Genomic DNA, 23,671 nt, shown 5'->3' on the forward strand with positions numbered 1-23,671 from the left:
TGACGCGGTGAGCGAGAAGACAGCACCCCCCTCCCCTGCCGCGGGCCACCCTGCCGACCGGCATGACCTCATCCGCGTCGACGGCGCGCGGGAGAACAATCTGCAGGGCGTCAGCACCGAGATCCCCAAGCGCCGCCTCACGGTGTTCACCGGGGTGTCCGGATCGGGGAAGAGCTCGCTCGTGTTCGACACGATCGCCGCGGAGTCGCGCCGCATGATCAACGAGACCTACAGCGCGTTCGTGCAGGGGTTCATGCCGGGGACGGCGCGCCCCGATGTCGACGTGCTCGAGGGGCTGACCCCGGCGATCGTCGTGGATCAGGAGCGCCTCGGCGGCGGTCCGCGCTCGACCGTCGGCACCATCACCGATGCCGCCGCGTACCTGCGCACCCTGTTCTCGAAGGTCGCGCAGCCGCACGTCGGCGGCCCCGGCGCCTACTCCTTCAACGTCCCCTCGGTCAGCGCCTCGGGCGCGATGACCGTCCAGAAGGGCGCGAAGACCATCGCCGAGAAGACCACCTATTCGCGGGTCGGCGGGATGTGCCCGCGCTGCGAAGGGAAGGGGCGGGTCTCGGACCTCGACCTCACGGAGCTGTTCGACGACGCCAAGACGCTCTCGGAGGACCCGTTCACCATCCCCGGCTACACGGGCGACGGGTGGTACGTGCGCATCTTCCGCGAGAGCGGCTTCCTGCCCCCGGACAAGCCCATCCGCGACTTCACGAAGCGCCAGATGCACGACCTCCTCTACAAGGAGCCGACGAAGGTGAAGGTCGAGGGCATCAACCTCACCTACGAGGGCCTGATCCCGAAGATCCGCAAGTCGATCCTGTCCAAGGACCCCGAGACCCTGCAGCCGCATCTGCGCGCGTTCGTGGAGCGCGCGGTCACCTTCATCGTCTGCCCCGAGTGCGAGGGAACCCGTCTCGCGGAGCACGCCCGCACCTCCCTCATCGAGGGGAAGTCCATCGCCGACGTCACCGCGCTGCCGGTCGTCGAGCTGCGCGACTGGGTCGCCTCGCTGAGCCCTGAGGGGATCGCGCCGCTGCGCACGAGCCTGCTCGCTCTGCTGGACGCGTTCGTCGGCATCGGGCTCGGGTATCTCGCGCTGGACCGCCCCTCGGGGACGCTCTCGGGCGGCGAGGCCCAGCGCACCAAGCTCGTCCAGCACATCGGCTCGGCGCTGACCGACGTCACGTACGTGTTCGACGAGCCGACCGTCGGCCTGCATCCCCACGACATCTCGCGCATGAACGAGCTGCTGCTCGAGCTGCGGGACAAGGGCAACACGGTGCTCGTGGTCGAGCACAAGCCGGAGACGATCCTCATCGCCGATCATGTGATCGACATGGGCCCGCGCGCCGGCCGGGACGGCGGGCGGATCGTCTACGAAGGAGATGTCGAGGGCCTGCGCGCCTCCGGCACCCTGACCGGTGAGCACCTCTCGGCGCGCGCGGCGGTGAAGGATCAGGTGCGCGAGCCGAGCGGGGCGCTCGAGATCCGCGGGGCGAGCACCCACAACCTCCAGGACGTCGACGTGGACGTGCCTCTCGGCGTGCTCACGGTGCTGACGGGCGTCGCCGGTTCGGGCAAGAGCTCCCTGATCCACGGCTCGATGCCGCGCGATGCAGGAGCGATCGTGGTGGACCAGCAGGCCATCAAGGGCTCGCGCCGCTCGAACCCCGCCACGTACACCGGGCTCCTCGAGCCGATCCGCAAGGCGTTCGCGAAGGCCACGGGCCAGAAGCCCGCCCTGTTCTCGGCGAACTCCGAAGGCGCGTGCCCCTCCTGCAAGGGCGCCGGCGTCACCTTCACCGAGCTCGGCTTCCTCGAGACCGTCGAGTCGGTGTGCGAGGAGTGCGAGGGCCGCCGCTTCCAGCCCTCGGTGCTCGAGCTGACCCTCGGAGGGAAGAGCATCGCCGACGTGCTGGAGATGAGCGTGACGGAGGCGCACGCCTTCTTCACGGGGAAGGACGTGCCGGAGGCGAAGGTCCCCGCTGCGGCGAAGATCCTCGGCCACCTGGAGGACGTCGGCCTCGGCTACCTCACGATCGGCCAGTCCCTCACGACCCTCTCCGGCGGCGAGCGCCAGCGCCTGAAGCTCGCCACGCATATGGGCGAGAAGGGCGGGATCTACGTGCTCGACGAGCCCACCTCGGGGCTGCACATGGCCGATGTCGAGCAGCTCCTCCAGCTCCTGGATCGCCTGGTGGACGGCGGGAAGAGCGTGATCGTGATCGAGCACCACCAGGCGGTGATGGCGCACGCGGATTGGATCATCGACATGGGGCCGGGCGCCGGCCAGGAGGGCGGGCGCGTGGTCTTCGAGGGCACTCCCGCCCAGCTCGTCGCGGATGCCTCGACCCTCACCGGGAAGGCCCTGGCCGCCTACGTCGGGAAGGACGCCTCATGACCGGCCTGCTGGGATCGCTCGAGGACGTCGACCGCTCCGACCCGGACCTGCGCGACTGGGTCGCTGAGCGCGTGCGGCGCCTGGAGGCCGACGCGCGGCGCAGCGCCGACACCCATCTGCTGCACCTCGAGCTGCCGCGCGAGTGGGGCATCGACCTGTATCTCAAGGACGAGTCCACGCACGTCACGGGCTCGCTGAAGCATCGCCTGGCGCGATCCCTATTCATGTACGCGCTGGTCAACGGCTGGCTGCGCCCGGGGATGACGGTCATCGAGGCTTCCTCCGGCTCCACGGCCGTCTCCGAAGCCCATGTGGCGCGGATGCTGGACCTGCCGTTCATCGCGGTCGTGCCCGCGTCGACGAGCGCCCAGAAGATCGCGCTGATCGAGGCGCAGGGCGGCCGCTGCCATCTCGTCGAGCGCGCCGACCAGATGGACGCCGAGTCCCGGCGCCTGGCCGCAGAGTGCGACGGCCTGTTCATGGACCAGTTCACCTTCGCCGAGCGCGCGACCGACTGGCGCGGGCACAACTCGATCGCCGTCTCGATCTTCGACCAGCTCGCCGAGGAGCCCCACCCGGTGCCGCGCTGGCTCGTGGTCGGCGCGGGGACCGGCGGCACGAGCGCGACGCTCGGCCGCTACGTGCGCTACCACCGCCTGCCCACAGGACTGTGCGTCGCCGACGTCGAGGGCTCCGCGTTCTTCCCCGGCTGGCGTGATGAGGACGCCGCCGCGAGCTCGGACTGCGGCTCCCGCATCGAGGGCATCGGCCGGCCGCGCGTCGAGGCGAGCTTCGTGCCGGAGGTCGTGGACCGCATGATCCCAGTGCCCGATGCGGCCTCCATCGCCGCGGCCCGGTTCCTCTCGGGCAGGCTCGGCAAGCGCGTCGGCGCCTCCACCGGTACGAATCTCGTCGCCTGCGCGCGCCTCATCGCAGGGATGCGCGAGCGCGGCGAGACCGGCTCCGTGGTGACGCTGCTGTGCGACTCGGGCGACCGCTACGCGGCGACCTACTTCGACGACGACTGGGTCGCGGCGCAGGGCTGGGACCTCGCTCCGTGGCTGGAGGAGCTCGAGCGGGAGCTGCCGATCGGGATCGGGTGAAAGCGGGACCACGACGTCGCCGCTGCGCCGGTACGCCGGTCCAAGGCACCTCGGTTCTGCCTCGCCCACGGTCGACGTCGGCGAATCGCGTCCCAGGTGACGAGAAGGGGCCGGCTCGTCTCCTGGCACGCAGCTCGCGGGCCGGACGGGCCTGATCGATTCACCGCCAGATCCGAGCGCACCGGGGCTACTGTCATCCCATGCCGACGACGTCATCGCCCTTCCCTGCCGCTCCTGATGCAGCTGCCGCCGCGGGCAGCACCGCTGCTCCTGCCATGACCGGCAGCGTCGGCCCCGTGCAGCCCGGCGCACTCGATCGCCTGGTCCGCGCGGGCGTGACCGTGCTCGGCCGCCTGCCGGATCGCGTGATGGCGGCCGTCACGAGGAACCGCACCACGGCGGACGGGCAGGTCCTCGAGCGCGAGGTGCAGCTGGCACTCGCGTGCTCGGAAAGGTCGGGGGGATCCCCTTCGAGAAGCTCTCTCTGGACAGGGGCCGCCGCCAGATCGATGTGGAGGCCTGGCAGTTCGGGGGCGATCCCCTGCCCGTCGGCAGTGTGCGGTCGCTCGAGATCCCCGGCCCGAACGGTCCGATCCCGGCCCGCCTCTACCTGCCGACGACCTCCGGCCCGGACGGTGAGCCCATCGCTACCGGAAGCCGCGGTCTGCTCGTGAACTACCACGGCGGGGGTTTCGTGCTGGGCTCGATCGCTTCGCACGATCCGATCTGCCGCTTCCTGTGCGCGCGGGCGGGCGTCGGGGTGCTGAGCGTCGGCTACCGCCTCGCCCCCGAGCACCCCTTCCCCGAGGGGTACGAGGATACGATCGCCGCGTACAAGTGGGCGCGCGAGAACGCCGCAGCGCTGGGTCTCGCAGACCGGGTCGCCGTGTGCGGGGACTCCGCGGGCGGCAACCTCGCCGCCGCTGTCGCCCAGGCGGCGCGCGACCGCAGGCTCCCCCAGCCCGACCTGCAGGGGCTCCTCTCCCCCTAGCTCGACCTCGCGGGCCGCCGCGCCTCCCGCGGCCTGTTCGCAGACGGCTACTTCCTCACCGCCGCGCAGCTCGACTGGTACACCGAGCGCTACCTCGGCCGCGTGGACGCGGAAGGGCGGCCGACGGGCGCCGCCGACGGCCCCGACGAGACCGACCCCCGCGTCTCCCCGCTCCTCGCCGAGGACCTCACGGGTCTCGCCCCCGCCTACATCGCCTATGCCGGCTTCGACCCGCTGCGCGACGAGGCCCGCGCCTACGCCGAGCGCCTGCGCGAGGCCGGGGTGCGCGTCACCGAGCGCTGCCACACAGGGCACATCCATCCGTTCTAGAACGTGCTCGGAGTGGGCCGCACGGGCCGAGCCGCCGCCGAGGAGATCGCCGCCGCCGTGCGCGAGGGACTGCGCCCGGCCTGAACCGGCTTGCCTGATCCGCCTGGCCCGGCCCGCAATGCTTGATCCACCCGGCCCTGGCCGGCGCCGCCCCCTCCCCACCACGAGACGCGTCAGGAGAGACGAGAAGGGTTCTTCTCGTCTCTCCTGACGCGAATCAGCGCAGACGGGCCGGAACCGGGTGGGGTGGGCCCAGGTCGGAGCCGGCTGGGTTCTCAGGCCCCCGCACCCACCCGCTGGGCGCGCAGGACGCGGCGCCGCTCGGCCTGCTCCACGGGGTCGGGCACCGGGAGCGAGGCGATGAGCCGGCGCGTGTACGCATGCTGCGGGCGGTGCAGCACGTCGGGCCCGGTGCCGCTCTCCACCAGCTCGCCGTGCAGCAGCACGCCGATGCGGTGGGAGAGCGAGTCCACGACCGCGAGGTCGTGGCTGATGAACAGGGCTGCGAAGCCCAGGTCGGCCTGGAGCTGGCGGAACAGAGCCAGCACCGTCGCCTGCACGGAGACGTCCAGGGCGCTGGTGGGCTCGTCGGCGATCAGCAGGCGCGGCCGCAGCACGAGCGCGCGGGCCAGGGACACGCGCTGGCGCTGCCCACCCGAGAGCTCGTGCGGGTAGCGGCGCGCGTACGCCGCGGGCAGCTCCACCGACTCGAGCAGCTGGCCCACGCGGTCCCGCCGCTGCGTCGCGCTCATGCCCCGCTCATGGACCACGAGCGGCTCGCTGATGCACTCGCCGATCGTGAGGTGCGGGTTGAAGGACGTCGAGGGGTCTTGGAAGACGAACCCGATGTCCTTGCGCACGGGCCGGAAGGCGCTCTCGCGGATCCCGTTCATCTCGTGGCCGAGCACCCGCAGGCTGCCGCCGGTGGCCTTCTCGAGCCCGGCGATGGCGCGGCCGATCGTGGTCTTCCCGGATCCGGACCCCCCCACCAGTCCGTAGACCTCGCCCTGGCGGATCGTGAAGTCCACGCCCTTGACGGCGCGGAACGGCGCTCGGCCGATGCGACCCGGGTACTCGATGACCAGGCCCTTCGACTCGACGACGGGCTCGGCGGCCATGACCGCCTCCTGCTCGCTCGCGCTCAGCGCGCTCCAGGCCGAGTCGCGTCCAAGGTGGGGGACGGAGCCCAGCAGGCGCCGGGTGTACTCCTCGCGCGGCTTCTCGAACAGCTCGCGCGCGCTCCGGCGCTCGATGATCTGCCCGTGGTACATCACGGCGACCTCATCCGCGAGGTCGGCGACCACGCCCATGTTGTGCGTGATGATGATGATCGAGGTGCCGAAGCGGTCCCGCACATCGCGCAGCAGATCGAGGATCTCGGCCTGCACGGTGACGTCGAGTGCGGTCGTCGGCTCGTCGGCCACGATCAGCTCCGCGCCCATCGCGAGCGCCATCGCGATCATGATGCGCTGCTTCTGCCCGCCGGAGAACTCGTGAGGGTAGCGGTCGATCCGCTCCTCCGGGTCCGGCATGCCGACGGCGCGCAGCGATTCGATCGCCCGCTCCCGGATCTCCTTCTTCGAGATCTTCGGCTGGTGGGCGCGCAGCCCCTCCCCCATCTGCCACCAGATGGGGTAGACGGGATTCAGCGCCGCGGACGGCTCCTGGAACACCATCGAGACGTCCTCCCCGCGCAGGGCGCGCAGGCGCGAGCCGCTGAGGCCCACGACGTTCGTCCCCGAGACCTCGATCGCCCCGGAGGCCGTGGCGGTCTCCGGGAGCAGGCCGAGGATCGCGCGGGCCGTCACGGACTTGCCGGAGCCCGATTCCCCGACCAGGGCGAGGATCTGCCCGGGAGCGACGTCGAGGCTGACGCCGCGCACGGCGCGCACCTCCCCGCCGTCGGTCGCGAAGGAGACGTCGAGGTCGCGGATCGACAGCCGCGGAGCGGAGTCGGCCTGGGCGGCGCTGCGCGGTGCGGCGCCCTGCCCGTCGGCGGCGTCCTGCCCGTCAGCGGCGAGAGGCTCCCCTGCTGCGGCGTGGCTCATGACTGGGTCTCCTTGGTCGCGGCTTCCGCAGTGCCCGGACCGCTCGCGGCGGTGGTCCGGCGGCGGCGCCGACGAGTGCGCAGGCGGGGATCGTTGAGGTCGTTGATGGACTCGCCGACGAGCGTCACGCCGAGCACGGCGAGCACGATCGCCAGGCCCGGGAAGAGGCCCGTCCACCAGATGCCGCTGGTGGCGTCGGCCATCGCGCGGTTCAGGTCGTAGCCCCATTCGGCGGCCATCGTCGGCTCGATGCCGAACCCGAGGAAGCCGAGCGCGGCGAGCGTCAGGATCGCCTCAGAGGCGTTGAGGGTGAAGATCAGCGGCAGGGTGCGGGTGGCGTTGCGCAGCAGGTGGGTGCCCATGATGCGCATGTGACCGGTGCCGACGACCTTCGCGGCCTCGACGAACGGCTCGGCCTTCAGTCGCACCACCTCGGCGCGGATCACGCGGAAGTACTGCGGCACGAACACCACGGTGATCGAGATGGCGGCGGCCAGGATGCCGCCCCACATGCTCGACTGGCCCTGGGAGATCACGATCGACATCACGATCGCGAGCAGCAGGGACGGGAACGCGTAGACCGCGTCCGCGATCATCACGAGGATGCGGTCGAGCCAGCCGCCCGCGTATCCGGAGACCAGGCCCAGAAGCACGCCGATCACGATCGAGGCGAGCACCGCGCAGACCATCACCGCGACTGCGGTGCGCGTGCCCCAGATGACGCGCGAGAGCACGTCGAATCCGGAGACGGTGGTGCCGAGCAGGTGCCCGGGCGTGCCCGGGGGCTGCTGGGTGCCGAAGGAGCTGCCGTCGGCCGACGTCGCCGCCCAGGAGTACGGGGCGAGGAGCGGGGCGAGCAGGGCCGTCAGCAGGAGCCCGGCGACCAGCACCAGTCCGGTGATGAGCATGCCGCGCTGCAGGCCGACGGAGCGGCGCAGGTGGCTGATGACGGGCAGACGCAGGTACCAGGGCTCCCCGCGGCGGTCGGCGATAGCGGTGCCCTCGGCGGCGAGCGCCTGGGCCTCGAGGTCCACGCCGTCGACGGGGGGCTGGGGGGTGGAGATCGTCATGTCAGTACCTCACCCTCGGGTCGATGAGCGCGGCGATGACGTCGACCACGAAGTTCGAGACGGCCACGATGACGGCGAGCATCATCACGATGCCCTGCACGGCCACGTAGTCGCGGGCCTGCATGTACTGGGCGAGCATGTAGCCCAGCCCCTTCCATTCGAAGGTGGTCTCGGTGAGCACCGCACCGCCGAGCATCATCGCGATCTGCATGCCCATCACGGTGATGATCGGGATCAGGGCCGGGCGCAGAGCGTGCCGGGTCGCGAGGCGGCCCTCCCGCACTCCGCGCGAGCGCGCCGAGTCGACGTACGGCATCTCGAGGGTGCCGATGAGGTTCGTGCGCACCAGGCGCAGGAAGATCCCGCCGGTGAGCAGGCCGAGGGCGAGCGCCGGGAGGATCGCGTGGCTGAGAGCGTCGGCGATCAGCTCGGGACTGCCCAGGCGGATCGCGTCCAGGAGGTAGAAGGGCGAGGGGTTCAGGATCTGCCCCATGGCGAGCTCGCCGCGGTTCGAGATGCGCCCGGCGACCGGGAGCCAGCCGAGAGCCACGGAGAAGATCAGCTTCAGCAGCAGGCCGACGAAGAACACGGGCGTCGCGTAGGCGAGGATCGCGCTGATGCGCAGGACCGCATCGGGCCAGCGGTCACGGCGGCGCGCGGCGATCATGCCGAGCGGGATTCCGAGGGCGAGCGCCACGATCACGGCGTAGACGACGAGCTCCGCGGTCGCGGCGCCGTAGGTCAGGAGGATCCGGACGACCGGGGTGTGGTCGGTGTAGGTGGTGCCGAAGTCGCCGCGCAGCACGTTCCCGAGGTACTCGAGGTACTGCACGATCAGGGGGCGGTCGTAGCCGGCGGCGGCGCGGCGGGCCGCGAGCTCCTCGGGGGTGAGGCGCCCGCCCTGGGCGGCGGTGATGGGGTCGCCGGTCACGCGCATGAGGAAGAAGACCACGGTCATGAGGATCAGGACGGTGGGGATGATGAGCGCGAAGCGCACCAGGATGTAGCGGCCGAGGCCGCCGAGGCCGCGGCGGGCCTTCGGGGCCGCTGCAGCAGGAGCGGGGGTGGGCACGCCTGCGCCGGAGCGCCCGTGATCGGGCGCTCCGGCGGTCTCGGGCGTGCTCGTGCTGGGGGCAGGAGTCACGGCGCAGGGCTCACTTGTGCAGCGGAGTCAGGCGCAGCTTGAAGGAGGAGTCCAGCGTGACGCCCTCGAGGTCCGCCACGCCGACCAAGGTCTGGGTGCCCTGCAGGAGCGGGATGGTGGAGACCTCGGCGGAGACGATGTCCTGGATCTGCCCGAAGATCGCCTCGCGCTGCTCCTGGGTGTCGGCGGCGCGCTCCTGGCCGATGAGCGTGTCGATCTCCGGGTTGTCGTAGTGGTTCTTGAGGAAGTTCCCGGTGGTGAAGAACGGCGCGAGGTAGTTGTCGGCGTCGGGGAAGTCCGGGAACCAGCCCAGCTGGTAGGCGGGGTAGACGTCGCTCGTGCGGTCCTTCGAGTACTGGACCCACTCGGTGGACTGGAGGTCGACGGCGAACAGGCCGTCCTTCTCCAGCTGCGCCTTGACGGCCGCGTACTCGTCGCCCGAGGACTTCCCGTAGTGATCGGGGTTGTACTGCAGGCTGAGCTTCACCGGGGTGGTGACGCCGGCGTCCGACAGGCGCTTCGCGGCGCGGGCCGCATCGGGCTTGCCCTGGCCGTCGCCGTACTCGGTCTTGAACTGGGTGCCGGAGCCGGGGACGGCGTCGGGGATGTAGCCCCACAGCGGCGTGTAGGTCTCCTTGTAGACGTCCTTGGAGATGGCCTCGCGGTCGATGAGATCGGCGGCGGCCTGGCGCACGGCGCGCGCCTTGGCGGCGTCGGCCTCAGCGGTCTTCGCACCGAAGGGCATGGTGTCGAAGTTGAAGACGATGTAGCGGATCTCGCCGCCCACGCCCTCGTGCACGGTGACCTTCGAGTCCTCGCGCAGCGAGACGATGTCCGTCGCGCTGAGCGAGCGGTACGCGGCATCGATGTTGCCCTGCTGGATGTCGAGCTTCATGTTGTTGGAGTCGGCGTAGTACTTCACCGAGACGCTCTTCGTCTTCGGAGCGCCGAAGATTCCGTCGTAGTCCGGGTTCGCGGCGTAGGAGATCAGCTCGTTGAGCTTGTAGGAGGCCAGCGTGTACGGGCCGAGGAACGGGTTCGCCTTCACGATCTCGTCATCGCCCAGGAGCGCGTCGGCGGGGAACACGGTCGCATCCACGATCGGGCCTGCGGGGCCGCCGAGCATGTAGGGGAAGGTCTGGTCCTTGCCCTTGAGGTGGAAGACGACCGTGAGGTCATCGGTCGCGTCGACGGAGTCGAGGTTCTCGAGCAGGCTCGAGGGGCCGTTCGGATCGGCGATCGCGAGCTGGCGGTCGAAGGAGTGCTTGACGTCCTTCGAGGTCAGGGGGTTGCCGTTCGCGAACTTCAGCCCGGACTTCAGCGTCACGGTGTACTCAGTGTCCGAGGTGAACTCCGCGCTCTCGGCGAGGTCGGGCTTGGGGATGCCGTCCTTCGAGCCGAGCTCCGTGCTGAGCAGGAAGCTGTAGACCTGCGAGGCGACCGCGAAGGAGCCGTTGTCGTAGGCGCCTGCGGGATCCAGCGCGGTCACCTTGTCGGTGGTGCCGATGGACAGGGTCGAGCCGTCGCCGCCGCCGTCGCTCCCGGAGCCGCCGGCGTCGCCGGAGGACTTCGCGCAGGCGGTGAGGAGGAACGGCACACCGGCCACGGCCAGCAGGACCGAGCGGCGGCGGGGATTGAGAGCGGCGTCGAACATGGTGGCACTCCAGGGTGATGGCCCGCGGGTGTGCGGGGCGCTGGCGGCGTCGCGAGCTGCGACGACGACGGGATCCCTGGCAGTGAGCCCTGGATCACAGGGGATGAACCTAGCACCCCGGGAGCTCCCAGCCCGCTCCCCCGTCACACTCGGACCCGCCCGCGCCGTCCGCGCGACGAGCGAGCCCTCCCTCAGGCGCTCTCGGACCGGGCTGCCTCGAGCGCCGCGAAAACCTCGTCCGTGAGGTCCTCGAGGCTGCGCAGCCGGATGCGCTGATCGAACGGGTCATCGGCCTGCGCGCGCACTACCTCGACGACGCCGCCGAGCCGGCGCGCGACCCGCAGGTGCACGTCGACGGCGGACTTCGTGCTCGCGCCGACCTGCGCGAACTTCCGTCGGCCCATCAGGGAGGCGAACGTCTTGCGCAGCTGCACCTGCGCGCCGCGCTCCTCCGCCCAGGCGAGCAGGGCGTCGGCGATCGGACGCAGGTGCGGGCGATCCGCGTACTGCGCCTCGAGGAGCTCGTCGGCGTCCTGGAGGAACGATGCGGGGTAGCCGACGACCCGCCAGTGGACGGCGCTCGCGGCATATCCCTCGATGCCGCGCTCCCGCATCCACTCCTTCAGCGCCGCCTCGTCGAGGACTCCCGCGTCACGGGCGCGCTCCGCCCACGTCTCGGCGCTCTCGCCCGTGCGCTGCAGCACGAGGTGGTCGCACCACTGCACCATCTCTCGCCAGGAGCCTCGGGGAGCGCTCATCCCATGCCCCCGCCCATGCGGTCGAGCCCGACCTCGCGCCGCATCCACGCGGTCGCCTCGCGGGCCGCGCGGGCGTCGAGCGCGGCGTCGGAGCGCCGCAGGAGCGTCGGTCGCCCCCGCAGCGCCTTCACCCCGTCGGGCCCGATGTACGAGCCGTGCGGGAGGGGCTGCGCGGCCGCGAACAGCACGGACTGCGCCCCCTCCTCGGCGGTCATCGCGAGGGGGCGGCTGAGCGCGGTGATCGCGCGGTCGGCGCGCTCGCTGCCACTCGCGTTCTGCAGGTTCGTGAGCACCCAGCCGGGGTGGACGAGCTGCAGGTCCGGGCCCTCGCCGCCCTCGACCGCGGGGCGCAGCTGCTCTGCCAGGTCCAGGCCCCAGAGCATCGTGAGCAGCTTCGAGCGGCCGTAGGCGGCGGGCATCGTCCATCGTCTCTGCCGGTAGTGCGGATCCGGGAGATCGATGCGGCCCCAGCGATGGGCGTCGGAAGCGACGACGACGATCCGATCGCGCACCATGTCCCGAATCAGCTCGGTGAGCAGGAACGGGGCGAGGGCGTTGACCGCGGTCATCAGCTCGAAGCCGTCGGCCGACTCGGTGCGCGAGCGGCTGACGGCCCCGGCGACGTGGATCAGCAGGTCGATGCCGCCTCGCCCGAGGATCCCGCGGATCGTCTCGGCGCCTGCGCGCACAGCGGAGAGGTCGGAGAGGTCCATGTCCACCAGGCGCACTGCGCCCGCGCGCCCGGTCTCGCGCTCGATCCGCGCGCGGACCCGCTCGCCCTTCGCCCGCGAGCGCACCGGGAGCACGAGGTCCGCTCCCCAGCGCGCGAGCTGCAGGGCCGCCTCGCGGCCGAGGCCGTCGCTCGCGCCCGTCATGACGACGGTGCGACCGGTCAGCTCCGGTGCGTGCAGGTGCTCCCAGCCCATGGCGCTCATGGGGCGAGGGTAGAGCGCGGCTCTGAGAGCGCGCCTCTCAGCGCAGCTCCCCCGCCACCTCCTGCACCGCATCGAGCACCGACACGTCGAGCAGCCGCTGCACGGCATCCTCGATGTCGGGAGCGAGGAAGCGGTCCGGGCCGGGGCCTTCGACGGTCCGGCGCAGCACCGCGATTGCGGCCTGCGCGGCCGGAGAGGGCAGCAGCGGCGCGCGCAGATCGATCGCGCGGGCGGCGGTGAGGAACTCGATCGCGAGCACGCGGCGCAGCGCGTCGACGCTGGTGCGGAGCTTGCGGGCCGCATGCCAGCCGAGCGAGACGTGGTCCTCCTGCATGGCGGAGGACGGGATCGAGTCGGCCGAGGCCGGCACCGCGAGGCGCTTCATCTCGGCGACCAGCGCCGCCTGCGTGTACTGGGCGATCATGAAGCCGGAGTCGACACCGGGGTCGTCCGCGAGGAACGGCGGCAGGCCGTGGGAGCGGGACTTGTCGAGCATGCGGTCGCTGCGGCGCTCGGAGATCGAGGCGAGGTCGGCGGCGACGATCGCGAGGAAGTCCAGCACGTAGGCGACGGGCGCGCCGTGGAAGTTGCCGTTCGAGGTGACGGTGCCGTCGGGGAGGACGACGGGGTTGTCGATCGAGGCGGCGAGCTCGCGGGCGGCGACGGTGCGGGCGTGCTCGATCGTGTCGCGCACGCCGCCGGCGACCTGGGGTGCGCAGCGCAGCGAGTACGCGTCCTGCACGCGGGAGCCCTCCGCGGCGACGTCGGCGACGATCCCGGAGTCCTGCAGGAGCGCGAAGATGTTCGCGGCGCTCGCGGCCTGGCCGGGATGGGGGCGCAGGGGCTCGTGGAGCTCCGGGGCGAAGACGCTGTCGCGGCCGCGCAGTCCCTGCACGGTGAGGGAGCAGGTGAGGTCGGCGATGCGCACGAGCTCGTCGAGGTCCGCGATGGCCATGAGGAGCTGGCCGAGCATGCCGTCAGTGCCGTTGATGAGGGCGAGGCCCTCCTTCTCGGCGAGCGCGATCGGCGCGATCCCGGCCTCTTCGAGCAGCTCGGGAACCGGGCGCTCCTGCCCGTCGGCCCCGCGTGCACGCCCTTCGCCCAGCAGCACGATCGCGCAGTGCGCGAGCGGGGCGAGATCGCCCGAGCAGCCGAGGGAGCCGTACTCGTGGACGATCGGGGTGATGCCGGCGTTCAGCAGGGCGACCATCGTCTCGAGCACCACGGGGCGCACTCCGGTGCGGCCGGAGGCGAGCGTGCGGGCGCGCAGCAGCATGAGCGCGCGCACCACCTCGCGCTCGACCTCGGGGCCTGACCCGGCGGCGTGGGAGCGGATGAGGGAGGACTGCAGAGGGGTGCGCATGGCCGGCGGGATCGCGGTGTCGGCGAGCGCCCCGAATCCGGTGGAGACCCCGTAGACGGGCTTGTGATCGGGTGCCGAGAGCGCGTCGATGTGCGCGCGTACGCGCGCCACCTCCTCCAGCGCCTCGGGGGCGATCTCGACGCGCGCATCATGGCGGGCGACGGCGAGGACGTCAGCGGGGGTGAGGCCGGAGGTGCCGAGGGTGATCATGCGGACCAGGCTCGCATGCGGCGCACCGCAGGGGCGCACGGGGCCAGGGTCATGCGTCGCGGATACCGGAAGCGGGAGGTCCTGTCGGCCCACGACGTCCGCGCAGCCCCCTGCGCAGCACCCACGCCGCCCCGGCGATTCCGGCGGCCGTCAGCAGTGCACCGCAGGCGATGCTCGCGAACCGGTTCGGCCACGGGAAGATCGCGAGCGGGTGGAACATCCCCAGCAGCCACGGCTCGACCAGCGCGCCTGCCGGGACCACCAGGCGCCCGAGCAGACCAAGCCACCCGCTGCGCGCCGCGCACCAGCCGAAGATCCCGAGCGGGCCGCCGAGGATCAGCGCGGCGGTGAACCACGAGGCATTGCCCGCCAGCGCATCCGGTCCGAAGAAGCCGATGAGCAGTCCGAGCCCGTAGTGCAGCAGCAGTGAGGCCAGGCACGCGATCACACCGGACGCGGCGGCGACCAGCGGCCGCCTGCACTCCCACCCGGCGTACACGCCGATCGCTGCCCATGCCGTCCCGCTGTTGAAGAACAGGCTGAAGGTCTTGCGGATCGCCGAATACACCTCCCAGTTCCCCTCCATCTCCTGGCGGGTGGAGAGGTTCGTGAGCAGCGAGAGCACGGCGAGCGCGGCGCATGCGATCGCGATGCGACGCGCCGCGGGGGGAATGGTCATGCCGTCAGGCTAGGCGCGACGGAGCGCGTGCCGCATCCGTGGGGGCCCCGGACGAGGGCCGGATTCCCCACGGGAAGCTCTGCAGCGGCGGTCGTAGACTTCGAGCGCCCCCATCTCCTGCACGAAGGATCCGCCATGCCCGCACCCCGCACTCTCGACGTCGACCTCCTGGTGATCGGCTGGGGCAAGGGCGGGAAGACCCTCGCCGCGACCATGGCCGGCGCCGGCAAGAGCGTCGCGATCGTGGAGCAGTCGGCGCTGATGTACGGCGGGACCTGCATCAACATCGGCTGCGTGCCGACGAAGGCGCTCGTGCACTCCGCCTCCGAGCGCCGGGAGGACGACGACCCGCAGGCCTTCTTCGATCGCGCTGTCGCCTCGCGCGATGCCCTCATCGGGAAGCTCAACGACGTGAACCTCCACATGCTCGGGGACCGCGAGACCGTGACCGTGGTGGACGGGCGGGCCCGCTTCATCGGCCCCCGCGAGGTCGAGGTCACTCCCTAGGCCGGAGGCTCCGGCATCGCCGAGCACCTGCGCATCACCGCCCGGACGATCATCGTCGGCACCGGGGCGACGCCCGTCATGCCCCGGATCCCCGGGATCGACGGCCCGCGCGTGCACACCTCCACCTCCCTGCAGCACGTCTCGCCCTTCCCGGCCCGCCTCGCGGTCATCGGCGCGGGGCCGATCGGCCTCGAGTTCGCTGCGATGTTCCGGGACTTCGGCAGCGAGGTCTCGGTGATCGCTCGCGGCGAGCAGATCCTCCCGGCCGAGGACGATGACGTCGCCGCCGACGTCCGCGAGGTGATGGAGGGCGAGGGCATCCGCATCCTCACCCGTGCGGAGGCCACTGCGCTCGAGGACGGCGAGGACGGCGTCACCCTGCGCGGCGTCCCCGGCCCGGACGGAGAGGACCTCAAGGTCGACGCGGTGCTCATCGCCACGGGCCGCCGCCCCGCGACCGATGATCTCGGGCTCGAGGCCGCCGGCATCGAGGTCGACGAGCGCGGAGCGATCGTGGTCGACGGCCAGCGGCGCACCAGCGCCGAGGGCGTCTTCGCGATGGGCGATGTCCACGGGCACGGCCAGCAGACCTACCTCTCGCTGGACGACCACAGGATCGTCGCCTCGGCTCTGCTCGGGGACGGCTCCCGGCGCCTCGATGACCGGGTCGCGGTGCCGAGCACCATCTTCCTCACCCCTCCGCTCTCGAGCGTCGGGCTCACCGTGCGCGAAGCCCGGGAGGCCGGGCACGCCGTGCGCACGGTGAGCGCGAAGGTCGCGGGCGTCAAGGCCATGCCGCGCCCGAAGACCCTCGGCGATCCCCGCGGGATCATCTCCATCGTGGTCGACGCCGAGACCGACCTGATCCTCGGCGCTCGGCTGTTCCACGTCGACAGCCAGGAGGTCATCAACCTCATCGCGCTGGCGATGCGGATGGGCGCGACCGCGAGCATGCTGCGGGATGGGATCTGGACCCATCCCTCCTCGACCGAGGCGCTGAACGAGGTGCTCGGCCAGCTGAGCTGAGGGCGGCCTGTCAGGCCACCCGCCGTCCCTTCCGCCAGACCGCATGCGTCAGCGGCATACCCGGCCGATAGGCCAGGTGGATCGCGGCGGGCGCCTCGAGGATCTGCAGGTCCGCCCGCGCCCCGACGGCGAGGTGGCCGACGTCGCTGCGGCGCAGCGCGAGCGCTCCGCCGCGAGTCGCCGCCCGCACTGCCTCCGCGATGCTGAGGCGCATCTGGAGGACGGCCGTCGCCACGCAGAACGGCATCGCGCTCGTGAAGCTCGTGCCGGGGTTGCAGTTCGAGGCGATCGCCACGTGCGCTCCGGCGTCCAGCAGCGCGCGGGCCGGGGCCAGCGGCGCCCGGGTCGAGAGGTCGCAGGCAGGCAGAACCGTCGCGACCGTCGGCCCGCGATCCACCGCGAGCAGACCGTCCTGCTCCCCGGGAGCAGTGGCGATGCCAGCGGTCCCGGCGAGAGCCTCGATGTCATCCGGGCTCATGAAGTTCACGTGATCCACGCTCGCCGCCCCCAGCTGCACGGCGAGCGCGACGCCTCCGCTGCGCCCGATCTGGTGGCCGTGCACCCGCAGTCCGAGCCCGGACTCTCGCGCCGCGCGCAGGACCCGCTCGGACTGCGCAGGGGTGAAAGCGCCCTCCTCGCAGAACACGTCGGCCCAGCGCACGTGCGGGGCGACGGCTGCGAGCATCGGGCCGACGACGAGGTCGACATACCCCTCGGCATCGTCGGCGAACTCGGCCGGCACCAGGTGCGCCCCCAGGAAGGTCGCCTCATCGAGTACTCCCTCCTCGATCAGCCGCTCGGCGAGCACTGCAGCGCGCTTCTCGTCCTCGACGGTGAGCCCGTAGCCGGTCTTCGTCTCCATGCACGTGGTGCCGAGAGCCTGCGCAGCCTGCACCCGCTGGGCGACCAGCGCGGCCAGTCGCTCATCCGACGCCGAGCGGGTCGCATCGGTCGTGACCTGGATGCCGCCGGCGGCATATGCCTGGCCCGCCATCCGCGCCTCGAACTCGGCGGAGCGGTCCCCGTCGAAGATCAGGTGCGAGTGGGAGTCCACCCAGCCGGGCAGCACCGCGCGACCTTCCGCATCCACGCGCTCATCGGCCTCCGGCGCCTCGGCGGCGGGCCCGGTCCACGCGATCCGTTCCCCGTCGATCACGAACGCGGCATCGCGCAGCACCTGGGCTCCGGTCGCCCCGCGCTCGTCGGGATCCTCGAGCGCAGGGTCGAGCGTCCAGAGCTCGGAGATGTTCGTGATCAGGGTCGATGCCATCGGCTCACCTCTCCACGGGCGCGACGCGCGCACCCGCGGCGGCCGATGCCGCCGCCTGCGCCGCTTCCGGATCCTCCGCGTCGCGCACGTGCGGCGCCATCGGCACCCGCACGCCGCGCTCGCGGGCGACCTCGTCGGCCCGCGCGTAGCCGGCATCGACATGCCGGATCACGCCCATTGCCGGGTCGTTCGTCAGCAGTCGTGCGAGCTTCTGCGCGGCGAGATCGGTGCCGTCGGCCACACCCACCTGCCCCGCATGGATCGAGCGGCCGATGCCTACGCCGCCGCCGTGGTGGATCGAGACCCAGGTGGCGCCGGAGCTGGCGGCGGTGAGCGCGTTCAGCAGCGGCCAGTCGGCGATCGCGTCGGAGCCGTCGAGCATGCCCTCGGTCTCCCGGTACGGGGAGGCGACGGACCCGGAATCCAGGTGGTCGCGGCCGATGACGATCGGCGCCTTCACCTTCCCCTCGCGCACCAGGTCGTTGAACAGCGCCCCGGCCTTCGCGCGGTCCCCGTACCCGAGCCAGCAGATGCGCGCGGGCAGGCCCTCGAACTCCACGAACTCGCCTGCCGCGTCCAGCCAGCGGTGCAGGTGCTCGTTGCCCGGGAACAGCTCCTTGAGCGCCGCGTCGGTGACGGCGATGTCCTCCGGATCGCCCGAGAGCGCGACCCAGCGGAACGGCCCGAGGCCCTCGCAGAACAGGGGGCGGATGTAGGCGGGCACGAAGCCGGGGAAGGCGAAAGCGCGCTCGTACCCGGCCTTGCGGGCCTCGTCGCGGATCGAGTTGCCGTAGTCGAACACCTCGGCGCCCGCGTCCTGGAACTCGACCATCGCCTGCACCTGACGGGCCATGGACTCGCGGGACTTCTTCGTGAAGCCCTCGGGATCGGCCTCCGCCTCGCGGTCCCACTGCGGCACCTCGACCTCGAGGGGGAGGTAGGAGAGCGGGTCATGGGCGCTCGTCTGATCGGTGACGACGTCGATGGCGATCTCCCCGGCCTGCTGGCGCGCGAGCAGCGCCGGGAAGACCTCGGCCGCATTGCCGACGATGCCGATGGAGACTGCCTCCCCCGCCTCCTTCGCGGCGTTCGCGCGAGCAAGCGCGGCATCGAGGTCCTCCGCGATCTCGGTGAGGTAGCGCTTGGCGACGCGACGCTCGAGGCGAGTGCGGTCGATGTCGGCGATCAGGCACACCCCTCCGTTCAGGGTGACGGCGAGCGGCTGGGCCCCGCCCATGCCGCCGCAGCCGCCGGTGAGGGTGATCGTGCCGCGCAGCGTGCCGTCGAAGCGCTTGCGGGCGATCGCGGCGAAGGTCTCGAAGGTGCCCTGGAGGATGCCCTGAGTGGCGATGTAGATCCAGGAGCCGGCCGTCATCTGGCCGTACATCATCAGCCCCTCGGCCTCGAGACGGCGGAACTCGGGCCACGTGGCCCAGTCGCCGACGAGGTTGGAGTTCGCCAGCAGCACGCGCGGCGCCCAGGGGTTCGTGCGCAGGATCCCGACGGGCTTTCCGGACTGCACGAGCAGCGTCTCGTCCTCCTCGAGGTCCGTCAGCGAGGCGACGATGGCGTCGAAGGCCTCCCAGGATCGGGCTGCGCGGCCGGTCCCGCCGTAGACCACGAGGTCGTCGGGGCGCTCGGCGACCTCGGGGTCGAGGTTGTTCATGAGCATCCGCAGCGGGGCCTCGGTCTGCCAGGACTTCGCGCTGATCTGGGTGCCGCGCGCGGCGCGGACGGGTCGTGCTCCTTCGAGGGGCATCGGTGCTCCTTGGTCTGTGAGGCGCCCGGGGCGCGCTGAGGTCCGTCCAGGAGACCACGGCGGAGCGGCGGGCGGAAGGGAGAGCGTCGCCGGGTCCGGGATCCGGCCGCGATCGTGTCCAGCGGCCCGGACCCAGGGGTCGTGACCTGCGGGGACATGCGCTATCCCGCGCCGCCGAGACGCCCGTCGGCCCTGCGCGTGGCAAGCTGTCGGGCGGCGCCGTGCGACGCGCGCCAGTGAGAGAGAGGATCCCGATGAGCGCACCCCAGGAGCTGCCCGACTGGTCCGGCCGCATCGACGGCGAGGGCCCCGCGCACGCGCGCTGGCACCAGCTGGTCCGCCCGGCGCACCGCGATGACCCGGATGCCCCGCACATCGCGCTGCTGGGCTTCGCGAGCGATGAGGGCGTGCGCCGCAACGCCGGTCGCGTGGGCGCAGCAGAGGGCCCCGCCGCGCTGCGCCGCGCCCTCTCCCCTCTCGCTCCGCACGCCGCCATCGGTCGCGGTGACATCGCTCTGCGGGACCACGGCGACGCGCGCACGGCCGGCGAGGACCTGGACGGCGGGCAGGCCGACGCCGGCGCCCTCATCGCGACGGCGCTGGACGCCCCCGGGAACCTGCTGACCGTCGTGCTCGGCGGAGGGCATGAGACGGCGTGGGCCTCCTACCTGGGGCTGACCGCCGCGGAATCGCTGCAGGGGAAGCGGTGGGGTGTTCTGAACCTCGATGCCCACTTCGATCTGCGAGACGCCGACCGGCCCACCTCCGGCACGCCGTTCCTGCAGATGGCCCGCGCGGAGGACGCCGCAGGCCGGGCGCTCGAGTACGCGGTGATCGGAATCGCCGAGCCCTCGAACACCGCGGCCCTGTTCGACCGCGCGCGGGAACTCGGCGTGCGCTGGATGACGGACGAGGACTGCGTCGAGGGAGGGGCGATGTCCGTTCGCGCGTTCGTCGTCGATTTCGCCCGCGACCTCGACGTCCTCTACCTGACGATCGACCTGGATCTGCTGCCCGCCGCCGTCGCGCCCGGCGTCTCGGCCCCGGCGGCGCTCGGCGTCGAACTGCCGCTGGTCCTGGCCGCGGTCCAGGCGGCCGCCGCGAGCGGGAAGCTGTCCCTGGTCGACGTCGTGGAGCTGAACCCCGGCCTCGACATCGACTCCCGCACCGCGCGCACCGCCGCCCGGCTGATGGACGCCGCGGTGCGAGGGGCCGTGGACGCCGGTGGCCGTGCCTGCGCTGTCGGTGAGGCGAGGCTGTCCGCGGCTGACAGCCGCAGTCCCCGCGAGTAGGGTCGGAGCCATGATGATGAGCACTGATCTCGAGAAGAAGTTCCAGGCGCAGATCACCCTGGAGCTGTCCGCTTTCGCCACCTACCGCCAGCTCGCCATCGAGGCCGACGAGCAGGATCTCCCCGGCATCGCCAGCTGGCTCCAGGCTCAGGCCGAGGAGGAGCTGGTGCACGCCAACAAGTTCATCCAGCACGTCTCGGATCGCGACAACCACGCCGCGATCGGCACCATCGAGGCGCCCGAGGTGAAGAAGGGTCTGAGCGTCCTGGAGATCTTCAAGGCCGCCCTCGCCCACGAGCAGAAGGTCTCCGAGTCGATCCGCGACCTCTACCGCGCGGCCGACGCCGAGGGCGACCTCGACTCCCGCCCCCTGCTCAACTGGTTCATCGACGAGCAGATCGAGGAGGAGGCCACGGTCTCCGAGATCATCGGCCGCCTCGAGCGCGTCGGCGACGACGGCTCCGGCGTGCTGCGCCTGGACTCGCAGCTCGGCGCCCGCACCCCCGCGGTCGACGACGAGGAGTGATCCTCCCCCGCGGCTGACGCCGCGCGAGCGAGCGGCCCGGTTCCCTGCGAGGGAGCCGGGCCGCTCGTCCCTCCGGGCTCAGCCGTCGGCCGCGTCGGACCCTTCGGCGCTCTCCTCGCGTGCGGGACTCTGCGCTCCTGCCGGCAGGGCCATGCCGTCCAGGTGGAGCGTCGTGCCCGGCGGGAGCGCCTCGAGCAGGCGGAGCTGCGCGAGCACCGGCGAGCGCTCGAGGAGCTGGGCGGAGGCGAGGCGGGCGCGCGTCGCCTTGACCTCGGCGCGCGCCCGCTCCATCTGGATGCGCGAGGTGATCTCGACCAGCATCTCCTCCTCGCGCGCGCTCGCGATCTGGCGCGAGGCCGATGCGTCCTTCAGCACGACGTCCTCGATCGCGAGGCCGACCTGCCGGGCAGCCGAGTCCGCTGCGGTGCGCACCGGGGCGAGGTCGAGCTCGCGCAGCAGCACGCGCTCCATGGCCGTGCGTGCGACCGCCTCGCGCAGCGCCACCTGGACCGCGAGATACACCTCGGCATCGGGGTCGGCGGCGGCGCTCACGAATGCGAGCGGGGCCTCCACGCGCACCACGATCACGGCGGTGACCTGGACGTCGATCCCCTCGGCCGCGGCGATCGACTGCGGGGACATGACGAGCTGGCGCCGACGCAGGTCGACCTGGCGGTAGCGGTCCGAGGGCCGCGAGAGCTCGCGGCCGCCGAGCTCGGCGAGCTGGCCGTCGCGCGAGCGGATCACGGCGTACCCGGGCAGCACGACGGGCGAGCGCAGCGGCGAGGGCAGCCAGTCCCCCGGATCCGCGGTCGGGGCGGGTGCGGCGGCGAACCAGTCGGCACCTTGTTGGCGGTGCGCTGCGAGGCGGCGGAAGATCATCGGTCTGCTCCGTTCAGGAGAGGGGCTCGGGGGCGGTCGTCGCCGGGCGGGCGCGGCGGGGCGGGATCGCGGGGTGTCACGCGCTGGCCCGGCGAGCCGGGGCGGCGCGATCGGTCCGCGTCCAGGGCCCGCACCGCGGCTGATCCGCCGGGCGACGACCTGAGGAGAGTTGAACTCCGGCCCGAAGGGCTGTACCTGAGCGCGGGCCGTGGAAGACGCGGAACACCTCCGGAAGACCTCGGCGCCGCTGCGCGCCCGTGCTCGGGGCCCAGTATGCGGGGCCGCGCTGACCTGCGCCAGCAGTTTTCTCCGCCGCGGGCCTTCGCGTCGTCCGGCCTCTCGCGCCGTCAGAGTCCGACGGCCGGCAGGAACTCGCGGGCGACCAGTCGGCCGCTCGCGGCGATCTCTCGCGAGCGGTGGTAGGACAGCGACGTGCTCTGCACCGGGATCTCCAGCACGATCGCGTCAGGGTGCTGGCGGATGATCTGCACCTCGATGCTGTGCTGGGCGAGGGTGAGCGCGCTCATCACGTACTTCGGCGCGTGACGGCGGGTGATCGGCTGGGTCTCGTCCCACAGCGGGTCCGCCGGCGGGCCGAGGACGCTCACCGCCAGGACCTCGTCGACCTCCGGGCGGCGGACGTCGGGGATCGGCAGCGGCAGGACGAGCGTGCCATCGGCCACCACGCGCTCCCCCGCGACGATCGGGGAGAACAGGCCCGGCACTCCGATGGAGGCGCGCACGGCCTCGATGCTCGGTCCGGACGTGAACTCGACCGGTTCCCAGGTGTTCATGTCGGTGGCGACGATGCGGGTGGGAACGGCGAGCTCCTCGAGCAGGGTCTGCGCGAAGAGGTCCTCGAGCAGGCGCCCGATCCTCTGGCCGGCGAGGACGCCCGCGCTGGTCAGCGAGAGGTCCACGAGGCGGGCGAGGTCGCGCAGGCGCGCGGCGTCGGCCATCTGCTCGAGCACGTCGAGCTTCCCCGCCGCCCACGCGGTGCCGATGAGCGCGCCCATCGAGCAGCCGTGCACGGCGACGATCTCGTGGCCGCGCTCCTCGAGCGCGCGGATGACGCCGATGTGGGCGAGGCCGTGGGCGGAACCCGCCCCGAGGACCAGCTCGATCTTCATGGGGCGAGGGTCGCACGGGCGGCTGGCGCGGGGCTGGGGAGCTCAGCGGCCAGCGCGCTCGAGGAGCAGGTCCGTGCGCTCTCGGAGATAGGCGCCGAGGTCCTGCGGCGAGGCCGCTGGCGCCCAGCGGATGCGCAGGGATCCGTCCTGCGCGAGCAGGATCGGCCCCGCCTCGGCGGCCGCGCCCTGGGCGAGGGCCTCGAGATCGAGCGGGAGGGGGTCGACGTGGACGCTCTGCCCTGTCGCGAAGCCGGCGCGCGAGGCCGTCCAGCGCAGAGCATCCCTCTCGCGGGCCGACTCCGCGACGTACCCCACGCGCTCTGGCGGGCGCGCACGAGTCAGCGTCCCCTCGGCATGGAGCAGCGGGCCGGCAGCGTCGGGCACCTCGGGGAGCAGGAGGAGTCCCAGCGGCCACGCGCGCCCGATCTCCTGCAGCGTCTCGGGGCGCTGGATGAGGAGCACACGCCGGGCCGGGATGAGGCGCGCGAGCGGCTCGGCAGGGACGCCCGCCGCATGCAGTCGCGCACGGAGGTCGGCGAGGAGACCCGGGAGCGCGGCGGGGGTGGTCATGGGGCGAGGGT

The 23,671-nt window shown here is 72.2% G+C and carries 18 protein-coding genes and 2 pseudogenes; 7 read left to right on the forward strand and 13 right to left on the reverse strand.

Translation table 11 applies throughout. The features are described from left to right. Window positions 1–7: 7 nt before the first annotated feature. The 3 genes and pseudogenes from Bequi_RS02175 (at window position 8) to Bequi_RS02185 (ending at window position 4,837) form a co-directional block, all read left to right on the forward strand. Window positions 8–2,413 carry an ATP-binding cassette domain-containing protein gene (locus Bequi_RS02175; protein ID WP_249736363.1) on the forward strand — a complete coding sequence of 802 codons (2,406 nt, stop codon included), beginning with the start codon at window positions 8–10 and terminating at the stop codon, window positions 2,411–2,413. Then, the gene (locus Bequi_RS02180; protein WP_249736364.1) at window positions 2,410–3,516 is read left to right on the forward strand and encodes a PLP-dependent cysteine synthase family protein; all 1,107 of its coding nucleotides are present in this window, start codon (window positions 2,410–2,412) and stop codon (window positions 3,514–3,516) included. Before Bequi_RS02175 ends, Bequi_RS02180 begins: the two co-directional genes overlap by 4 nt. 670 nt (window positions 3,517–4,186) lie before the next feature. Further along, window positions 4,187–4,837 (forward strand): annotated as a pseudogene (locus tag Bequi_RS02185) (alpha/beta hydrolase). A gap of 275 nt (window positions 4,838–5,112) precedes the next feature. On the opposite strand, the gene Bequi_RS02190 reads toward Bequi_RS02185, so the two are convergent. The 8 genes from Bequi_RS02190 to Bequi_RS02225 all read right to left on the reverse strand — a co-directional run bounded on the left by Bequi_RS02190 (window position 5,113) and on the right by Bequi_RS02225 (window position 14,698). Then, window positions 5,113–6,885, reverse strand: coding sequence for an ABC transporter ATP-binding protein (locus Bequi_RS02190; protein ID WP_249736365.1), 1,773 nt, complete (start codon window positions 6,883–6,885; stop codon window positions 5,113–5,115). Further along, the gene (locus Bequi_RS02195) at window positions 6,882–7,955 is read right to left on the reverse strand and encodes an ABC transporter permease (RefSeq protein WP_249736366.1); all 1,074 of its coding nucleotides are present in this window, start codon (window positions 7,953–7,955) and stop codon (window positions 6,882–6,884) included. The genes Bequi_RS02190 and Bequi_RS02195 overlap by 4 nt, the downstream gene beginning before the upstream one ends. Before the next feature lies 1 nt (window position 7,956). After that, the gene (locus Bequi_RS02200) at window positions 7,957–9,027 is read right to left on the reverse strand and encodes an ABC transporter permease (RefSeq protein ID WP_249736755.1); all 1,071 of its coding nucleotides are present in this window, start codon (window positions 9,025–9,027) and stop codon (window positions 7,957–7,959) included. Between the two features lie 82 nt (window positions 9,028–9,109). Continuing rightward, entirely contained in the window at window positions 9,110–10,753 is a 1,644-nt protein-coding gene (locus Bequi_RS02205) for an ABC transporter substrate-binding protein (protein ID WP_249736367.1), read from the reverse strand. 191 nt (window positions 10,754–10,944) lie between these two features. Then, window positions 10,945–11,511, reverse strand: a complete 567-nt coding sequence (locus tag Bequi_RS02210) for a hypothetical protein (protein WP_249736368.1) — start codon at window positions 11,509–11,511, stop codon at window positions 10,945–10,947. Beyond that, on the reverse strand, window positions 11,508–12,446 hold the full coding sequence (locus tag Bequi_RS02215; RefSeq protein ID WP_249736369.1) for an SDR family NAD(P)-dependent oxidoreductase: 939 nt from the start codon (window positions 12,444–12,446) through the stop codon (window positions 11,508–11,510). Before Bequi_RS02215 ends, Bequi_RS02210 begins: the two co-directional genes overlap by 4 nt. Before the next feature lie 37 nt (window positions 12,447–12,483). Continuing rightward, window positions 12,484–14,019: a histidine ammonia-lyase gene (gene hutH / locus Bequi_RS02220; RefSeq protein ID WP_249736370.1), complete on the reverse strand. Its 1,536-nt coding sequence runs from the start codon at window positions 14,017–14,019 to the stop codon at window positions 12,484–12,486. Between the two features lie 49 nt (window positions 14,020–14,068). Further along, complete coding sequence (locus tag Bequi_RS02225) at window positions 14,069–14,698, reverse strand: hypothetical protein (protein ID WP_249736371.1); 630 nt, start codon at window positions 14,696–14,698, stop codon at window positions 14,069–14,071. A gap of 135 nt (window positions 14,699–14,833) precedes the next feature. On the opposite strand from Bequi_RS02225, the pseudogene Bequi_RS02230 reads away from it, so the two are divergent. Together Bequi_RS02230 and Bequi_RS14330 are read left to right on the forward strand one after the other, a co-directional pair. Then, window positions 14,834–15,781: pseudogene (locus Bequi_RS02230) on the forward strand (dihydrolipoyl dehydrogenase family protein); the annotation flags it as partial. Further along, entirely contained in the window at window positions 15,764–16,231 is a 468-nt protein-coding gene (locus Bequi_RS14330; RefSeq protein WP_347271966.1) for a hypothetical protein, read from the forward strand. The pseudogene Bequi_RS02230 and the gene Bequi_RS14330, both read left to right, overlap by 18 nt. 10 nt (window positions 16,232–16,241) lie before the next feature. On the opposite strand, the gene hutI is transcribed toward Bequi_RS14330, so the two are convergent. Then, a complete protein-coding gene (hutI, locus tag Bequi_RS02235) occupies window positions 16,242–17,501 on the reverse strand; it encodes an imidazolonepropionase (protein ID WP_249736372.1) in 1,260 nt (419 codons plus the stop codon). Window positions 17,502–17,505: 4 nt separating this feature from the next. Then, window positions 17,506–19,260 carry a urocanate hydratase gene (hutU, locus tag Bequi_RS02240; RefSeq protein ID WP_249736373.1) on the reverse strand — a complete coding sequence of 585 codons (1,755 nt, stop codon included), beginning with the start codon at window positions 19,258–19,260 and terminating at the stop codon, window positions 17,506–17,508. A gap of 254 nt (window positions 19,261–19,514) precedes the next feature. On the opposite strand from hutU, the gene hutG reads away from it, so the two are divergent. Continuing rightward, window positions 19,515–20,552, forward strand: coding sequence for a formimidoylglutamase (gene hutG, locus Bequi_RS02245; RefSeq protein ID WP_249736374.1), 1,038 nt, complete (start codon window positions 19,515–19,517; stop codon window positions 20,550–20,552). 10 nt (window positions 20,553–20,562) lie between these two features. Continuing rightward, window positions 20,563–21,078, forward strand: coding sequence for a ferritin (locus Bequi_RS02250; RefSeq protein ID WP_249736375.1), 516 nt, complete (start codon window positions 20,563–20,565; stop codon window positions 21,076–21,078). Between the two features lie 78 nt (window positions 21,079–21,156). On the opposite strand, the gene Bequi_RS02255 is transcribed toward Bequi_RS02250, so the two are convergent. The 3 genes from Bequi_RS02255 to Bequi_RS02265 all read right to left on the reverse strand — a co-directional run bounded on the left by Bequi_RS02255 (window position 21,157) and on the right by Bequi_RS02265 (window position 23,660). Then, window positions 21,157–21,960: an SPFH domain-containing protein gene (locus tag Bequi_RS02255; protein ID WP_249736376.1), complete on the reverse strand. Its 804-nt coding sequence runs from the start codon at window positions 21,958–21,960 to the stop codon at window positions 21,157–21,159. Between the two features lie 347 nt (window positions 21,961–22,307). Further along, a complete protein-coding gene (locus Bequi_RS02260) occupies window positions 22,308–23,090 on the reverse strand; it encodes a patatin-like phospholipase family protein (protein WP_249736377.1) in 783 nt (260 codons plus the stop codon). 42 nt (window positions 23,091–23,132) lie between these two features. Continuing rightward, entirely contained in the window at window positions 23,133–23,660 is a 528-nt protein-coding gene (locus Bequi_RS02265; RefSeq protein ID WP_249736378.1) for a hypothetical protein, read from the reverse strand. Window positions 23,661–23,671: the final 11 nt, after the last annotated feature.

It is taken from the genome of Brachybacterium equifaecis (assembly GCF_023509525.1).
Classification (GTDB): Bacteria; Actinomycetota; Actinomycetes; order Actinomycetales; family Dermabacteraceae; genus Brachybacterium; species Brachybacterium equifaecis.

Excerpts from the sequence above, each read along its gene's own strand:
- Bequi_RS02205 (WP_249736367.1), bottom strand. The coding sequence starts at position 10,753 with ATGTTCGACGCCGCTCTCAATCCCCGCCGCCGCTCGGTCCTGCTGGCC.
- Bequi_RS02225 (WP_249736371.1), bottom strand. The coding sequence starts at position 14,698 with ATGACCATTCCCCCCGCGGCGCGTCGCATCGCGATCGCATGCGCCGCG.
- Bequi_RS02210 (WP_249736368.1), bottom strand. The coding sequence starts at position 11,511 with ATGAGCGCTCCCCGAGGCTCCTGGCGAGAGATGGTGCAGTGGTGCGAC.
- hutG (WP_249736374.1), top strand. The coding sequence starts at position 19,515 with ATGAGCGCACCCCAGGAGCTGCCCGACTGGTCCGGCCGCATCGACGGC.
- Bequi_RS02255 (WP_249736376.1), bottom strand. The coding sequence starts at position 21,960 with ATGATCTTCCGCCGCCTCGCAGCGCACCGCCAACAAGGTGCCGACTGG.
- Bequi_RS02215 (WP_249736369.1), bottom strand. The coding sequence starts at position 12,446 with ATGAGCGCCATGGGCTGGGAGCACCTGCACGCACCGGAGCTGACCGGT.
- Bequi_RS02190 (WP_249736365.1), bottom strand. The coding sequence starts at position 6,885 with ATGAGCCACGCCGCAGCAGGGGAGCCTCTCGCCGCTGACGGGCAGGAC.
- Bequi_RS02265 (WP_249736378.1), bottom strand. The coding sequence starts at position 23,660 with ATGACCACCCCCGCCGCGCTCCCGGGTCTCCTCGCCGACCTCCGTGCG.
- Bequi_RS02260 (WP_249736377.1), bottom strand. The coding sequence starts at position 23,090 with ATGAAGATCGAGCTGGTCCTCGGGGCGGGTTCCGCCCACGGCCTCGCC.
- Bequi_RS14330 (WP_347271966.1), top strand. The coding sequence starts at position 15,764 with ATGGGCGATGTCCACGGGCACGGCCAGCAGACCTACCTCTCGCTGGAC.
- Bequi_RS02195 (WP_249736366.1), bottom strand. The coding sequence starts at position 7,955 with ATGACGATCTCCACCCCCCAGCCCCCCGTCGACGGCGTGGACCTCGAG.
- Bequi_RS02250 (WP_249736375.1), top strand. The coding sequence starts at position 20,563 with ATGATGATGAGCACTGATCTCGAGAAGAAGTTCCAGGCGCAGATCACC.
- hutH (WP_249736370.1), bottom strand. The coding sequence starts at position 14,019 with ATGATCACCCTCGGCACCTCCGGCCTCACCCCCGCTGACGTCCTCGCC.
- Bequi_RS02180 (WP_249736364.1), top strand. The coding sequence starts at position 2,410 with ATGACCGGCCTGCTGGGATCGCTCGAGGACGTCGACCGCTCCGACCCG.
- hutU (WP_249736373.1), bottom strand. The coding sequence starts at position 19,260 with ATGCCCCTCGAAGGAGCACGACCCGTCCGCGCCGCGCGCGGCACCCAG.
- hutI (WP_249736372.1), bottom strand. The coding sequence starts at position 17,501 with ATGGCATCGACCCTGATCACGAACATCTCCGAGCTCTGGACGCTCGAC.